This window comes from Streptomyces flavofungini, assembly GCF_041028215.1.
Classification (GTDB): domain Bacteria; phylum Actinomycetota; class Actinomycetes; order Streptomycetales; family Streptomycetaceae; genus Streptomyces; species Streptomyces flavofungini_B.
The window spans coordinates 1-16,393 of record NZ_JASKYR010000138.1; the positions used below are offsets into that span (position 1 = coordinate 1).

7 protein-coding genes and 1 pseudogene are annotated in these 16,393 nt (G+C 74.2%); 7 read left to right on the forward strand and 1 reads right to left on the reverse strand.

Going from position 1 to position 16,393, the window contains the following annotated elements; all coding sequences use genetic code 11:
• Window positions 1-154 precede the first annotated feature (154 nt).
• From AB8Z36_RS12460 to AB8Z36_RS12475, 4 genes and pseudogenes are all read left to right on the forward strand, one after another.
• Window positions 155-8,638 (forward strand): annotated as a pseudogene (locus tag AB8Z36_RS12460) (amino acid adenylation domain-containing protein); the annotation flags it as partial.
• A 26-nt stretch (window positions 8,639-8,664) separates the two neighbouring features.
• Entirely contained in the window at window positions 8,665-10,065 is a 1,401-nt protein-coding gene (locus tag AB8Z36_RS12465) for an MDR family MFS transporter (protein WP_369213327.1), read from the forward strand.
• A gap of 73 nt (window positions 10,066-10,138) precedes the next feature.
• Window positions 10,139-10,678: a hypothetical protein gene (locus AB8Z36_RS12470; RefSeq protein ID WP_369213321.1), complete on the forward strand. Its 540-nt coding sequence runs from the start codon at window positions 10,139-10,141 to the stop codon at window positions 10,676-10,678.
• Window positions 10,675-11,160: an RDD family protein gene (locus AB8Z36_RS12475; RefSeq protein WP_369213322.1), complete on the forward strand. Its 486-nt coding sequence runs from the start codon at window positions 10,675-10,677 to the stop codon at window positions 11,158-11,160. The genes AB8Z36_RS12470 and AB8Z36_RS12475 overlap by 4 nt, the downstream gene beginning before the upstream one ends.
• Window positions 11,161-11,169: 9 nt before the next feature.
• Here the strand turns inward: AB8Z36_RS12475 and AB8Z36_RS12480 are convergent, their stop codons facing one another.
• A complete protein-coding gene (locus tag AB8Z36_RS12480; RefSeq protein ID WP_369213323.1) occupies window positions 11,170-12,582 on the reverse strand; it encodes an MFS transporter in 1,413 nt (470 codons plus the stop codon).
• 186 nt (window positions 12,583-12,768) lie between these two features.
• On the opposite strand from AB8Z36_RS12480, the gene AB8Z36_RS12485 reads away from it, so the two are divergent.
• The 3 genes from AB8Z36_RS12485 to AB8Z36_RS12495 form a co-directional block, all read left to right on the forward strand.
• Window positions 12,769-13,188 (forward strand): DUF7144 family membrane protein, encoded by a 420-nt coding sequence (locus AB8Z36_RS12485; protein WP_369213324.1) that lies wholly within the window; start codon window positions 12,769-12,771, stop codon window positions 13,186-13,188.
• Between the two features lie 12 nt (window positions 13,189-13,200).
• Window positions 13,201-14,127 (forward strand): polyphosphate kinase 2 family protein, encoded by a 927-nt coding sequence (locus tag AB8Z36_RS12490; RefSeq protein WP_369213325.1) that lies wholly within the window; start codon window positions 13,201-13,203, stop codon window positions 14,125-14,127.
• Window positions 14,124-16,393 (forward strand): cation-translocating P-type ATPase (locus tag AB8Z36_RS12495; protein ID WP_369213326.1); only part of this gene is annotated, 2,270 nt, incomplete at its 3' end. The genes AB8Z36_RS12490 and AB8Z36_RS12495, both read left to right, overlap by 4 nt.

Below are 16,393 nucleotides of genomic sequence, written 5' to 3' on the forward strand. Positions count from 1 at the left end.
CGCCCTCGACGCGATGGCCGCCGCGAGCCCCGGGCACACCGCCCTCGTCTTCGGCGAGCAGCGGTGGGGGGGGGGGGGGGGGGGGGGGGGGGGGGGGGGGGGGGGGGGGGGGGGGGGGGGGGGGGGGGGGGGGGGGGGGGGGGGGGGGGGGGGGGGGGCCCGCGCGCCCGCAGCGCGCGGGATCGGGCCCGACGACGTGGTGGCCCTCGCGCTGCCGCGCTCGGCCGACGCCGTCGTCGCCCTCCTCGCCGTCATGGACGCGGGCGCCGCGTTCCTGCCGCTGGACGCGGCCCACCCGGCCGAGCGGCTGCGCGAGCTGATCGCGGACACCCGCCCCGCGGTGGTCCTGACCGACGGCGGCGCGATCGACGGACTTCCCTGGGCCACCCTGCTCGACGAGGCCGCCGCGCTGTCCGGCGCCCCCCTCGCCGCCGCCGAACTCGCCGCGCCCCGGCACCCCGAACACCTCGCCTACGTGATCCACACCTCCGGCTCGACCGGCCGCCCCAAGGGCGTACTCGGCCGGGTCGGCGGCCTCGCCGCGCTCCTGCACCACCAGCGCGCCACGGTCGTCGCCGAGGCCGAGCGGACCGCGGGCCGACGCCTGCGCGCCTCGCACACCTACTCGTTCGCCTTCGACTCCGCCTTCGAGCACCTGGTCTGGCTGCTCTGCGGACACGAACTGCACGTGTACGACGCCGGGACCACCCGCGACGCCGACGACCTGCTCGCCGCGTACGTACGCGACGGCATCGACATCGTCGACACCACCCCGTCGATGGCCGCGCCCCTCCTCGACAACGGCCTCCTGGACCGGCAGCCCCAGCTCCTCGTCCTCGGCGGCGAGGCCACCCCGCCCGCCCTCTGGCGGCGGATCACCGACGCGGGCCTCACCGCACGCAACATGTACGGCCCCACCGAGGCCACCGTGACCAGCACCGTCGCGCGCGTGGAGGGCGAGGAGCCGACCATCGGCCACCCCCTGGCGGGCAGCCGCGTCCTGCTCCTCGACAGTGCCCTGCAACCCGTACCGCACGGCACGGCGGGTGAGCTGTACCTCGCGGGCCCGCACCTGGCCCGCGGCTACCTCGGCAGGCCGGGGGCGAGCGCCGAGCGCTTCGTCGCCGACCCGTTCGGGGCGCCCGGAGCCCGTATGTACCGCACCGGCGACATCGGCCGCTGGGTGCCGGGGCGCGGCCTCGCCTACCTGGGCCGCGGCGACGGCCAGGTCAAGATCCGCGGCCACCGCGTGGAGACCGGCGAGGTCGAGGCCGCGCTCGGGGCGGTGCCCGGCGTCACCTCCGCCGCGGCGGCCGTGCGCGGCAACCGGCTCGTCGGCTACGTCGTGTCCGCCTCGGCCACCGGGGACGCGGTCCGCGCCCACCTCGCCGGACGGCTGCCCGACCACCTGGTCCCCGCGGCCGTGGTGGTCCTCGGCGAACTTCCCGTCACCACCAACGGCAAGCTCGACCGCGCCGCCCTGCCCGCGCCCGCCGCGACCGGCGGCGGCCGGGAGGCGAGCACCGAGAACGAACGGCTGCTCTGCGCGGTCCTCGCCGAGGTCTTCGAGACCGGCCGGGTCGGCGTGGACGACGACTTCTTCGCCCTCGGCGGCGACAGCATCACCGCCATCACCATCAGCAGCCGGCTGCGGGCCAAGGGCCTCGAACTTCGCCCGCGCGACCTCCTCGCCCGCCGCAGCTTCGCCGCCCTCGCGGCCGCCGCCAAGCCGGTGCGGGACGCCCCGCGCCAGAGCGACGACGCGACGGGACCGGTGCCCGCGCCGCCCATCGTGCGCGGCCTGCTCGACCCGCACCCGGACCTCGACACCGTTGCCTCCTACGCCCAGTGGACCGCCCTGCGCGTCGACGGACTCGCCGCGCCCGCACTGCTCTCCGGCGTCCAGACCGTGCTCGACCACCACGACGCCCTGCGGCTCCGCGTCGCCGAAGGCCTTGAGGTGCTGCCGCGCGGGACCGTACGGGCCGACGTGCGCGAGACCGGCGACACGGACATCACCGCGCTCGCCCGGGGCCTCGCCGGTGAACTCGACCCGGGCACCGGCGACCTGCTGCGGGTGGCCCTGGTCCGCACCGGGCACGGCGAGCCCGACCGGCTCGTGATCGTCGTGCACCACCTCGCCATGGACGGCGTCTCCTGGCGCGTCCTCCTGCCCGATCTGCACACCGCCTGCACGGGCGGCACCCTCGGCCCGGCGGGCGCGTCCTGGCGGCGGCACGCCACGCTCCTCGACGAACAGGGCCGCTCCGGCGCCCGGCGGGGCGAACTCGGCCACTGGCGCCGCGCGCTCGCCTCCGCCACCCGCATCGGCGAGCGGCGGCTCGACCCCGCACGCGACACGGTCGCCACGGCCCACCGCTCGGTCACCGTCGCCTCGCCCGAGGTCACCGAGGCGCTCCTGACGACGCTGCCCGCCGCCTACCGCGCCGGTGTCGACGAGGTGCTCCTCGCCGCCCTCGTACTCGCCCTGCGCGCGTACGGCGCGGAAGGCGACGCGCTCACCGTCACCATGGAGGGCCACGGCCGCGAACACCTCGACCTGGCCCGCACCGTCGGCTGGTTCACCAGCGAGTACCCGGTGCGCGTCCCCGCCACCGGAGACGTCGGCCGGGTGCTGCGCGCCGCCAAGGAGGCCAGGCGCGCGGTCCCCGACGGCGGCATCGGCTACGGAGTCCTGCGCTGCCTCGATCCGTCGGCCGACGACGCGTTCAAGGACGTACCGGCACCGGACGTGCTCCTGAACTACCTCGGCCGCTTCGCCCCGCTCTCCGCCGCCGGATGGCGCCTGCCGGAGCGCGACGCCTTCGCGGTGACCGAGCCCGAGGCCAAGGCCCTGGAGCAGGTCCTCGCCCTCAACTGCTTCGTCCACGAGGAGGGCGCGCCCCGGCTCGCCGTCGAGTGGACGGCCGCGACCGGAATCCTCGGCACCGACGCGGTCCGGGCGCTCCAGCGCGCCTGGACGGCGGCGCTCGACGCGCTGGCCGCGCACGCGCGGCACACCTCCGGCGGGCTCACCCCCTCCGACCTGCCGCTCGTCGGCCTCGACCAGGCCGCCATCGACGCACTCGAAAACACCGGGGCCGTCGGCCGCATCGCCGACGTCCTGCCCGCCACACCGCTCCAGGTCGGCCTCTCCTTCCACACCATGGTCCGCGACGACCCCGGCACCGACGTCTACGTCGTCCAGGCCGTGACGACCCTCGTCGGCGAACTGGTCCCGGAGCGGATGGCCGAGGCCGCCCGCGAACTCCTGCGCCGCCACCCCGCCCTGCGCGTGTACCTCGCCACCGCCGGGGACGACGTGGTGCAGGTGGTCCCCGCCGACGTCGCCCTGGACTTCCGCAGGGACGACCGGTTCGAGGAAGCCGCCCGCGCCGAACTGGCCCGCCCCTTCGACCCGGCACGGCCCCCGCTGATCCGCTTCCTGCTGTCCCGCGTCGGCCCCGCCGAGCACAAGCTGGTGATCACCAACCACCACGCGCTGCTCGACGGCTGGTCGATGCCGCTGGTCGGCCGCACGCTGCTCGCCCTCTACGCCGAGCTGAGCGGCGGCCCCGCGGCGCCCACCGCGCCGCCGCTCTCCGCGTACTTCCGCTGGCTCGCCGGGCGGGACCACCAGGTGTCACTGGACGCCTGGCGTAAGGCGCTCGCCGGGGTCGAGGACGCCACGCGCCTCGCGCCCGCGAGCACCGGGACCGCCGTCGAGCGCCCCGGCCGCGTGAGCGTCGGGCTCGGCCAGGAGTTCAGCGACCGGCTGCGCTCGTTCGCCCGTGCGCAGGGCGTCACGCTGACCACGGTGCTCCAGACGGCCTGGGGCCTGCTGCTCGGCAGGCTCACCGGACGCCGTGACGTCGTGTTCGGCTGCCCGGTCTCCGGGCGGCCCGCCGAGGTCGACGGGGTCGAGTCGATGATCGGCCAGCTCGGCACCACCATCCCGGTGCGGGTCCGCCCCACCCCGGACGGCACCGTCCGCGACCTGCTCGCGGCCGTGCACGCCGACAGCGTCGCACTCGCCGACCACCACCACGTCGGCCTGCCCGGCATCCAGCGGGCCACGGGCGTCGGCGAACTCTTCGACACCATGCTGGTGATGGAGAACTTCCCGCTGTCCAGCAGGAAGCGCACCCCGCTCGCACCCGGCCTCGACCTGGCGGGGGTGGACATCACCGACGCCACGCACTACGCGCTGACCGTCATCGTCATCCCCGACGACGAGATCACCATCGGCCTCGGCTACCAGCCGCGCGCCTTCACCGAGTCCACCGTGCGGGACTACGGCCGCTGGCTGCTCACCCTGCTGCGGGAGATCGTCGAGGACCCGGCGCGGCCCGCCCCGCGGCTGCCCACGCTCGGCCCCGCGGAGCGCGAACGGATGCTGCGCACCGGCACCGGGACCGTCCCGGCCACCGAGCGCGGCCACTGGCTTGACGAGTTCGCCGCCTGGGTGCGCCGCAAGCCGGACGCGGAGGCCCTGGTCTGCCGCGACCGCAGCCTCACCTACGCGGAACTGGACCGGCGGGCCAACCGCCTCGCCCACGCGCTGATCGAGCGCGGGGTACGTCCGCAGGACCCGGTGGCGGTCCTGCTCGGGCGCGACATCGAGATGACCGTGGCCCTGTTCGCCGTCGCCAAGGCGGGCGCGGTGTACGTGCCGATGGACGCGAGCTACCCCCGCGAGCGCCTGGCGTACATGCTCGACGACATCGTCCCCGCCGCCGCCGTGACGACCGGCGCCGATGTGCCCTCCGCCCGCGACATGCCCGTCCTGCGGCTCGACGACCCGGCCACACTGGCATCGATGCCGGACACCGACCCGGTCGGGGCCCGCGCCCGGCTGACCGAGGACGCGCTCGCGTACGTCATCTACACCTCCGGCACCACCGGCCGCCCCAAGGGCGTCGGCGTGACCCACCGGGGCGTGCCCGACCTGATCGCGCTCCAGGAGGAGGTCGTCGGGGTCACCGAGCACGTCAGGTATCTGCACTTCGCCTCCACCAGCTTCGACGTGGCGTTCTGGCAGACGATGGTGCCGCTCCTGTCCGGCGGCACCTCCGTGATCGCCCCGGAGGAAGTGCGCGTACCCGGCGACGAGTTGCTGGACTACATCGTCGAGCACCGGGTGACCGGCGTGAACCTGCTGCCGTCGTTCCTCGCCGCCATGCCCGACGACCGCACGGTCGACCCCGAGGTGTTCTTCGTCGTCGGCGCCGAGCGGCTCGACCCCGAACTGGCCCGCCGCTGGGGAGCGGGACGCAAGGCGCTCTTCAACGCCTACGGTCCCACCGAGGTCACCATCAACTCCGTGACCTGGCACTACGACGCGGAGGACCAGGGGCCGCTGCCCATCGGCCGCCCCGACCCCAACGTCCGCGCCTATGTGCTCGACAGCGGCCTTGAGCCCGTCGGCACCGGTGTCACGGGCGAGCTGTACCTCGGCGGCCCCAGCGTGGCCCGCGGCTACCTCGGCCGTCCGGGGCTCACCGCGTCGTCGTTCGTCGCCGACCCGTTCGCCGCGCCGGGGGAGCGGATGTACCGCACCGGCGACCTGGTGCGCTGGCGGCCCGACGGACAGCTCGTCTTCCTGGGCCGCGTGGACCACCAGGTCAAGATCCGCGGCTTCCGGGTGGAGCTGGGCGAGATCGAGGCCACCCTGACCCGGCACCCCGGCGTCCGGGCCGGTGCGGTGATCATCAGGGACGAGCGGCTCGTCGGCTACGTCATCCCGGCCGACGGCGCCGGCCTGGACACCGCCGAGGTGCGCGCGTACCTGGCGCGGGAACTGCCGGACCACATGGTGCCGACCGTGCTCGTGCCCATCGACCGGCTGCCGCTGACCCCCGGCGGCAAGCTCGACCCGAGCGCCCTGCCCGCACCGGAGACCGTCACCACCGCACGGCGCGCACCGGCAACCGAGGCCGAGGCGGTACTGCTCGGCGTCTTCCGCGATGTCCTCGGCACCGACGGCATCGGCCCCGACGACGCCTTCTTCGCCATCGGCGGCGACAGCATCGTCTCGCTCCAGGTGGTCTCGCGCGCCCGGCGCCAAGGGCTCGGCCTGACCGCGCGCGACGTCTTCGAGGGGGAGACCGTCGCGGGCATCGCCGCGCGCGCCCGCACCCTGGACGGCGAGGCCGCGCCCGCGACCGGCGACGCGCCGCTGACCCCGGTCATGCGCGACCTGCTGCGCCGCGCGGGCACCGCCGCCGACGGCTTCTGCCAGTGGGTGGAGGTCTGCGTACCGCCCGGCGGCGACGAGGAGACCTGGACGGGTGTGCTCGACGCGCTCCTCGCCCGCCACGACGTGCTCCGGGCCCGCCTCTGCGGCGATGTGCTGCGCGTCCCGCCGGCCGGCACCGTGACCGGCGCCGACGTCCTGACCCGCGTACCGGCCACGGACGACCCGCGCACGCTCATTGACGACCACGTCGCCGGAATACGCGCCTCGATGGACCCGCGCACCGGTCCGCTGCTGCGCGCGCTCTGGGTGGACGCGGGGCCCGGCCGTCCCGGCAGGCTCGTCCTCGTCGCCCACCACCTCGTGGTCGACGGAGTCTCCTGGCGCGTCCTGCTCGACGACGCGGAGCACGCGCACTCCGGCGGCAAGCTGACCCGGCACGGCCAGTCGTTCGTCGGCTGGGCGCGCTCCCTGCGCGAGGCCGACCACGGCGCCGAACTGCCGCACTGGCGGCGGATGACCGCCACCCCGGCGCTCACCGAGCCGCTCGACCCCGCCCGCGACACCGTGGCCACCGCCGCCCACCACGAGTTCTGGCTCGGCACCGAGACGACCCGCGCCCTGATCACGACAYTGCCCGCCGCCTACCGCACCACCCCGGACGCCGTGCTGCTCACGGCGCTGGCCCGTGCGGTACACGCCTGGCGCGGCACCCCGGAGCTGCTCGKCGCCCTGGAGAGCCATGGGCGGCCGGCCCGGGTCGACCTCTCCCAGACGGTCGGCTGGTTCACCGCCGTGCACCCCGTACGGATCGCCGCGGACGACGACGTCCAGGCGGTSGGGGAGCGGCTGCGGGCCCAGGGCGACGGCCTCGGACACGGCATCCTCGCCTCGGCCGGGCTGCTCGACCCCGTCCACCCCGAGGTCGCCTGGAACTACCTCGGGCAGTTCCCCGGCGCCCCGGACCGTGAGATCGCGTGGCAGGCGCCCCCGGACGCCGACCCGATGGGCTCCGGCGGCACCGAAGGACTGCCGCTGCCGCACAGCCTGATGGTCAACGCCCTGGTGCGCGACGACGCCCTCGGCATCCGCGTCACCTGGCCCGCCGCGCTGTTCACCCGGGCCGAGGTCGAGGCCCTGGCCGGACACCTGCGGGCGGCCGCGGCGGACATCGCGGCGGCACCGGAGATCAAGGGGCTCGGCGGGGACCGCCCGGTCGCCGAGGTGCAGCCGCTCACCCCGCTCCAGGAGGTGATGCTGCGGCACTCGCGCACCGAGTGCCCCGACCCGTACACCGTGCAGTCGGCGTTCACCCTCGCCGGAGACCTGGACACCGACGCCCTGCACGCCGCGGGCGCCGACCTGCTTGCCCGGCACCCGAACCTGGGCGCCGTCTTCCCGGCGGGCCTCGCGGTGATCCCCGAGTCGCCGCGGCCGGACTTCCGGGTCCTCGACGGACCCGCCGACGAGGTGCTCGCCGCCGACCTGGCCGAGCCGTTCGACCTCGCCGCGGGCCCACTCGTCCGGCTGAGCGTCATCCGGCGCGAAGCGCGGCTGCACGACCTGGTCCTGACCACCCATCACGTCCTCTCCGACGGCTGGTCGGCCCCGCGCATCCTGACCGAGCTGTTCGCCCTCTACACCGCACGGGTACGGGGTGCGGAGCCCGYYCYBCCCGBGCCCGTGCCGTTCGGCGACTATCTGCGCTGGCGGGCCGAGCACGAACCGGACCTCGACGCGTGGGCCGCCGAGCTGGCGGGGCTTCCGGAGGGCGACTACCTCAGTTCGGGCGATCCCGGTGCGGCCTGGCAGGAGCCCGCGCTCATCACGTTCGACGCGGCGCTCGTCCAGGAACTCTCCGGCCTCGCCGCCCGGCACGGCCTGACCAGGAACACCCTGGTCCAGGGCGCCTGGGCGCTGCTCATCGCACGGCGCTCAGGGCGCGCGGACGTCTGCTTCGGCGCCATGGTCGCCTGCCGTCCGCCGGAGCTCGCGGGCGTCGAGGAGATCATCGGCCTGCTGGCCAACACGGTTCCGGTACGGGCCCGGCTCAGCGGCACGCTCGCCGAGACGCTCGCCGGTCTCCAGGCCCGCCAGCAAAGGCTCGTCGAACACCACCACGTCGCCCTCACCGACCTGGAACGGCTGACCGGGCGCCGCAGGCTCTTCGACAGCCTGGTGGTCTTCGAGAACTACCCGGTCGACCCGGACCGGCTCCGCGAACCCGCCCCCGGGCTCACGGTCGTCGGCACCCGCTTCCGCGAGTCCACCCACCACCCGGTGACCCTGACGGTCATGCCGGACGGCGACGGCTGGACGGGCGTGCTCGGCCACCGCGCCGGAGTGGACGCCGACGGACTCGCCGACGAACTGCTCGCCCTGCTCCGCACCCTGGAAAGCCACCTCGACACCGACGTGTCCGACCTCCTGGAGCGCCCGTGAGCGAGAAGCCGCTGGACGGGCGGCCGGTGAGCGAGAGGACGGAGGAGCCGCCCGAGCGAGTAGACGCCGGGCTGCTGCGGATCGCGTTCATCCTCGTGCTCGGCACCTTCATGGCGACGATCGACGCCACCATCGTCAGCGTCGGCATCGACACCCTGGCCGGGGAGTTCGACGCCTCGGTCACCGAGATCCAGTGGGTCTCCACCGCCTACCTCCTCGCCGTCGTGGGCGCCGTGCCCGCCTCCGGCTGGCTGGCCGGGCGGTTCGGCGGACGGCGCACCTGGCTCGCGGCGATCGGGGTGTTCCTGCTCGGCTCGGTGCTGTGCGCACTGGCCTGGTCGGCGCCGAGCCTGATCGTGTTCCGGGTCATCCAGGGCCTCGGCGGCGGGCTGCTGCCCGCGACCGGCCAGGCGCTGCTCGCCCGTATCGCGGGGCCGGGCCGCACCGGCCGGGTGATCAGCGTCGTCGCGGTCGTGCCGCTCCTGTCGCCGGTGCTCGGCCCGCTGGCCGGCGGCTCCATCCTCGGCGTGGCACCCTGGCCGTGGCTGTTCCTGGTCAACGTGCCGATCGGCGCGGCGGCGGTGCTGCTGGCCCGCCGCCATGTGCCCGAGGTGCCGCCGTCGCCCCGGCGCACCGCGTTCGACCTGCGCGGCGCGGCCCTGCTCTCGCCCGGCCTCGCCGTCCTGGTCTACGGGCTCACCGAGGTCTCCCACGGCGGCACGCCTGCCGCCACGGCCGGGATCGTGGCGGGCGTGGCGATGCTCGTGGGCTTCACCGTCCACGGACTGCGCACGAGCGGTACGCCGCTGGTCGATCCGCGCCTCTTCGCCCGGCCGCCGTTCGGGGCCGCCGCCCTCGCGCTGCTCGTCCTGGGCGCGTCGGTGTTCGGCACGATGTTCCTGCTGCCGCTGTACTTCCAGACGGGCCGGGGTCTCTCGGCCTTCGAGGCGGGACTGCTCCTGGCCCCGCAGGGCCTGGGCGCGGCGGCCGGTTCCTTCCTGGTCAACCGTACGATCGACAAGGTCGCCCCGCGCACCCTGGTGGTCACCGGCGTCGGTCTGATCCTGCTGGGCACGGTCCCGTTCACCCAGCTCGGCCACGCGCCCCCGGACGCGGTGATCGCGGTGGCGCTCGTGGTGCGCGGGGTCGGCATGGCGATGATCGGGGCGCCGGTGATGAACATCGTGTACAGCCGCATCGAGCCCGCGCAGCTTCCGCGTGCCTCCGGAGCGCTCAACCTCCTGAACACGGTGGGGGGTTCGATCGGCACGGCCGTCCTCGCCGTGGTCCTCCAGAGCCGCCTGACCAGCCGGGGAGGGGACGTCCCGCAGGCCTTCGCGGACACCTTCTGGTGGGTGCTCGGCTTCTGTCTCCTCGCGGCGGCGGGCGCGACGAGGCTGCCGCGGACACGGCCGAAGGGAGCGTGAGGGGCCTCGCCGCCCCTGTACTCACCCCCGGCGGGGGAGGTGGGCCGGCCCCGTCCGCTGCTGCGGTCTGCGGATGGTGACCGAAAGCGTGAGGGGCCTGGCGCATTTCGCGGTCCGTCGGGTGCGGGGTGTGCTGGACATCGTCGAGGACACGGCGGACGCGCTCACCCGTGCGGTGATCGGCGCGGTCCTCGACCGAGTGGATCTGGACGCCCTGGTGGCGCGCGTCGACGCGGAGCGGATCGCGGACCGGATCGACGTGAACCGCGTCGCGGACCGGGTGGACGTGGACCGGATCGCCGACCGGGTCGACATCGAGGCGGTGATCGCCCGCATCGACCTGGTCGGCCTCACCCGTGACGTACTCGACGAGATCGACCTCGGGCAGATAGTCCGGGACACGGGCGGCGGCATGACGCAGGAGTCCGTCACCGCGATCCGCCTCCTGGCCCACCGGGGCGACCGGGGCACGAACCGCCTCGCGGACCGCCTCCTCGGCAGGTCGCGGAGCGCGGGGCCCGAGGAACGGGTCAACGGGACGGACCGCTCGGCACAGGGGGCGCGAGGGCGGCCACGTGCGGAGGAGCGGCCGCCCGGTGCGGCGGACCGATGAGGGGCCGGTACCGGCGGGCGGCGGCGGAGGACGCCGGGGGTGTCGCGCCGGGTGGCGTGGCCGACGAGGGCGCCGGGATCGTCACGCGGGGTGTCGCGGCGGTCGTGGACGCGCTGCTCCTGGCGCTGGCCGGGTTCGCGGTGCAGGTGGGGGCCGGGTGCGCGCTGTTGGCCGTCAATGGGCCGCCGTTCCGGTTCCCCGAGTTCCCCGTCTGGCTCACCGGGCCCGTGAGCTGGGCCTTCGCGGTGCTGTACCTGGGCGGGTCCTGGGCCGCGACGGGATGCTCGGTCGGCGGCCGGTTCATGGGGCTGCGGGTCACCGGACGACGTACGGACCGGCCGCTCGGACTGCCGCGCTCCCTCGTGCGGGCCGCCCTGTGCGTGACGTTCCCGCTCGGCCTGTGCTGGATACCGTTCAGCGCGCGGCGAGCCTCGCTCCAGGACCTGCTCGCCGCCAGCAGGGTGCGCTACGAGGCGAGTTGAGGGGCGCCCTCACCCGTGCCGGGTGGGGGCGGGCGTCCGGGGCAGCCTCGCCGCCGCGGCGAGCCCGCCGAGCCCGATGACGCCGAGCACGACCAGCGCGACGGCGTACGGGCCCGCGGCCGGATCGGCCACGAGGATGGTGCCCGCGACCGCGGTGCCCACCGAGGAACCGAGGTTGGACACGCTGCGCGAGAGCCCGGAGATCTCGCCCTGGAGCCGCTCGGGGAAGCTGGACTGCACCACGTTCACCGAAGGCGTCAGCATCACGCCGAGCCCCAGGCCGATCAGGAGGAGCCCCGGCGTGGAGGGCCAGGCCTTGGTGGAGATCCGGGACAGGGCGATCAGCAGCCCGATGCCGCACACCGTCACGGCGAAGCCGCCCATGATGAGCGTGCGCTGCTGCCGCCGCCGGGCGAAGCGCTCGGCACCGAGCGAGCTGGCCAGCAGCCCGACCGTGGACGCGGTGAAGATGACTCCGGTGCTGATCGCGTCGTAGCCCCGCACCACCTGGAGGTAGGTGGCGACGACGAAGGAGATGCCCATGAGCACCAGCCACTGCGTGTGCTGGGTGAGCAGCCCGAGGTTGGAGACGCGGTTGCGGAACAGCTCGGTCGGCAGCAGGGGTTCGGCTCCCGCGCGCTCCCTGGCCCGCACCCAGCCGAAGAAGCCCGTGAGGACCAGGCCCCCCGCGAGCAGCAGCCCGGCCGTCAGCCAGACGTTGTCGTCCGCGGCGAGGATGCCGAGGACGACCAGCACGAGACTGGCGGCCGACAGGACCGCGCCGACGGTGTCGAAGACGCGGGCGGGGTCGGCGGGAAGGGGGTCCTCGATCCGCCGGGTCAGGAAGATGATCACGGCGACCACCACGGCCTGGAACACGAAGGCGGCCCGCCAGCTGATCGCCGAGGTGATGAGCCCGCCGAGCAGCGGCCCCGCGGCGGCCCCGACACCGCCCATCGCCATGATCGCCCCGAACGCGCGGGCGCGGTCGGTCAGATCGGTGAAGAGCAGGGTGGTCAGGATGTACACCGGCGGGATGAGCAGGGCCGTGCCGACGCCTTCGAGGACCGAGTTGCCGAGGATGAGGACGCCGAGGCCGGGCGCCACCGCGCTGAGCAGGGCGCCGACCCCGTAGACGGCGAGCCCGACGACGAGGCACCGTTTGCGGCCGAAGCGCTCGGTGAGAATGCCCCCGGGGATCATCAGCGCCGCCATCACCAGCAGGAACGCGGTGATCGCGACCTGCACGCCCTGCACGGAGGTGTCCAGGTCCTCGCTGATGTCATTGATCATCACCGTCATGTTGGACCCGGCGAAGCTGCAGATGAACTGCGCGAGCGCCAGCGGCGCGAGGATTCGGCGCGGCCAGGGCCGCCCGCTCGCGCCGGCGTCCGCTCCGCCTGGGGTGGGCCGCACGGCCATCGCCTCGCCTCCCGGTCTCGGGCCCGGAGCTCCGATCCCGAAGCCGGGCCCGGACGACCGACAGCCTCCTGGGCCGCCCCGCCCCGGTCGTCACCCCCGGGGGGTGACGACCCGCTTCCCGGCGGGCGCGACACTCGCCCCACTCAGCGGTGCATTCGGCACCCTGCGTCAACATGGGAGTCTGTCATGGTCACCACGACCACGTCCCACCATCGCTCGGACACCGCGCGGGCGGCCGCGGGCGGCCTGACCATCTTCGCCGCGGTGCTGCTGTTCATCTCCGGTTCCCTGGACTTCTGCCGCGGCCTGATGGCCGTCCTTGAGGACCAGGTCTACGTCAGCACGGCCGAGTACACCTTCAAGTTCGACCTCACGTCCTGGGGCTGGATCCACATCGTGCTCGGCGTGATCGCGGTCGTCGTCAGCGCCGGTCTGCTGGCCGCCATGAAGTGGGCCCGGGTCATCGGCGTGGTCATCGCCTCGCTGATGCTCATCGCCAACTTCCTCTCGATCCCGTACTACCCGTTCTGGTCGATCACCCTGATCGCGATGAACGGGTTCATCATCTGGGGCCTGTGTGTCGTGGACCGGGAGACCCTGGGCTAGCCGAGGTGGCGCATGAAGGACGGACAGGTACCTGCGAGGGACGAACGGGCCGAGCGGATCGCCGGGTTCATCGCGCCCCTGCGGGTCGAGCCCGGTTCGAAGGTGGACCTGTCCAGGGATTTCGACCCCGCCCACAAGGCGGGCATCGGCAGCAAGAGGGAAGGACAGGAACTGCTGCGCGGCGGCGTGCTGCTGCTGGCCGACCTCCAGCGGCGGCTGGCCGCCCAGGGCACCCACGGTGTGCTGCTCTGCCTCCAGGCACTGGACGCCGGAGGCAAGGACGGCACGATCCGCCACGTCATGAGCGGGGTGAACCCGCAGGGCGTACGCGTGACCAACTTCAAGGTGCCCTCGGCCGAGGAGCTGAGCCACGACTACCTCTGGCGCTACACCTGCGGTCTGCCGCGCCGCGGTGAGATCGGCATCTTCAACCGCTCGCACTACGAGGAGGTCCTGGTGGTACGCGTGCACCCCGAACTCCTCGCCCGCCAGCGGCTGCCGGGGCGCGGCACGGGCAAGAAGGCGTTCTGGCGCAGGCGCTACCAGGAGATCAACGACTGGGAGCGGTATCTGACGGACAACGGATTCAGCGTCGTCAAGCTGTTCCTCAACCTGTCCAGGGAGGAACAGCGCGTCCGCTTCCTGAAACGGATCGACGTCCCGGAGCGGAACTGGAAGTTCTCCGCGGCCGACGCGCGGGAGCGCACCTACTGGGACGCCTACCAGGCGGCGTTCTCCGAGATGCTGTCCGCCACGAGCACCGCGTGGGCGCCCTGGTACGTGGTGCCCGCGGACCGCAAGTGGTTCGCCAGGACCTGCGCGGCCGCCGTGCTCGCCAACGCGCTGATCGACATCGGCCCGAGCTACCCGGACGTCGGCGCCGACGCCCGGCACGAACTGGAGCTGGCGCGCAAGCAGCTGGAGGGCGAGGCCCCATGACCGAACCGGCGTCCCGGCGCGAGGCACCCACCGGACCACGGACCCGGACCTGGTACGCCCGCGGGGCCGGGGCGGTGGCCGACGAACTCGGCGTCGACCCCGCCACCGGCCTCGGCGCCGCACAGGTGGCCGCCCGGCTCGCCGAGGACGGCCCCAACGCCCTGCCGGAGGAGCACCCGGCGCCCGGCTGGGTCCGCTTCCTCGGGCAGTTCACCTCGTACATGCAGCTCATCCTCGTCGCCTCCGCCCTGGTGTCGCTGCTCATCCAGGAGTGGGGCACCGCCCTGGTGCTGCTCGCCCTGACCGTGCTCAACGCGGTCATCGGGATACGGCAGGAGGGCAAGGCGGAGAGCGCCATGAACGCCCTGAAGGCGATGACCAAGGCCACCGCGCGGGTGCGCCGCGACGGGCGCGTCGTCGAGATCGACGCGAAGGACCTGGTCGTCGGCGACATCGTGCTGCTGGCCGCGGGCGACGAGGTGCCCGCCGACGGGCGCCTCCTGGAGACCAGCGCCCTCCAGATCGACGAGTCCGCGCTCACCGGTGAGAGCGTCCCGGTCGCCAAGGACGCCATGCCGGTGCGCGGCGACGGCCTCGGGCCCGCGGACCAGACCGGCATGGCGTTCATGAACACCCCCGTCACCCACGGCAGCGCGGTCCTCGTCGTCACGGCCACCGGCGCCGCCACCGAACTCGGCCGGATCTCCGGGATGCTGTCGGCGACGCGGCGGGAGATGTCCCCGCTCGCCAAGGAGCTGAACCGGCTCACGCTGTGGATCGTGGGGGCGGCCGGGGTGACCATGGTCGTGATGTTCGCGCTCGGGCGCGGGCGCGGCGAGCCGTGGGACGCGCTGTTCATCAGCGCCGTGTCGCTGGCGATCGCCGCCGTGCCGGAGGCGCTGCCGACGGTGACGCAGACGATCCTCTCGCTGGGCGGCCTCGACCTCGCCCGGCGCCACGCCATCGTCAAGGACCTGCCCTCGGTGGAGACCCTGGGCTTCACCTCGGCCGTCAACTCCGACAAGACCGGCACCCTGACGCTGAACCAGATGACCGTGGTCGAGGTCGTCGACCCCTTCGACCGGTACACGGTCTCGGGCAGCGGCTACTCCCTCGACGGCAAGGTCCACCACGCCGCGGGCACCTCCCCGCGCATCGACGACGCGATCCTGCCCTACCTCGTGGCGAGCGACGCCTCGCTCGTGGCAGGACGGGTAGTGGGCGACCCGACCGAGGGCGCACTGCTCGTCCTCGGCCACAAGGCGGGCCTCGACGTGGACGCCACCCGCGAGCGGCTGCCCCGGCTCGCCACCCTGCCCTTCGACCCGGCCTGCAAACTGATGGCCACCTTCCACCGGGCCCAGGACGACAAGGGCCACCCCGTCGTGCGCTGCTTCGTCAAGGGCGCGGCACCCGCCGTCCTCGCGCGCACCGGCACGGCCCTCTCGGAGGGCGCGGACATCCCCTTCGACGCCGGACTGCGGGAGCGCGCCGAGCGCGAGGTCGAGCGGATGGAGCGCGCGGGCCGCCGGGTGATGGCCGCCGCGACCCGGGACCTCGACCCCGCCGCCTTCGCACCGGACGGCGATCTCCTCGCCCAGGTCACCGGGTTACGGGTGACCAGCCTCGTCGGCATGGTCGACCCGCCCCGCGAGGAGTCCAGGCAGGCCGTGGCCGCCGCCCAGGCCGCGCACATCCGCGTGCGCATGGTCACCGGCGACGACGTCATCACCGGCGCCGCCGTCGCCGAGCAGGTCGGCATCGGCGGCGAGGCGGTCCTCGGCGCCGACTTCGCGGCGATGTCCGAGGAGGAGCGGCTGGCCCGCGTCGACGGCATCGGCGTCGTCGGCCGGGTCGCCCCCGAGCACAAGGTCCTGCTCGCCGAAACCCTGAAGAAGAAGGGCGACGTGGTCGCCATGACCGGCGACGGCGTGAACGACGCCCCGGCCATCAAGGCGGCCGACATCGGCATCTCCATGGGGTCCGGCACGGAGGTCGCCAAGAACGCCGCGCGGATGATCCTCTCCGACGACGACTTCGCCACCATCGTGCACGCCGTGGAGCAGGGCCGGAAGATCTACGACAACCTCACCAAGTACATCCGCTTCGTCCTCGTCCTGCTCGTCGTGTTCGTGCTCACCTTCCTCGGCGCCACGCTGTTCGACATCGCGGGCGGCGAGCCGTTCACGCCCGCCCAGGTGCTCTGGATCCACTTCGTCGTCAACGCGGCCTTCGGCTTCTCCCTCGGCTTCGACCGGGTCAGGAG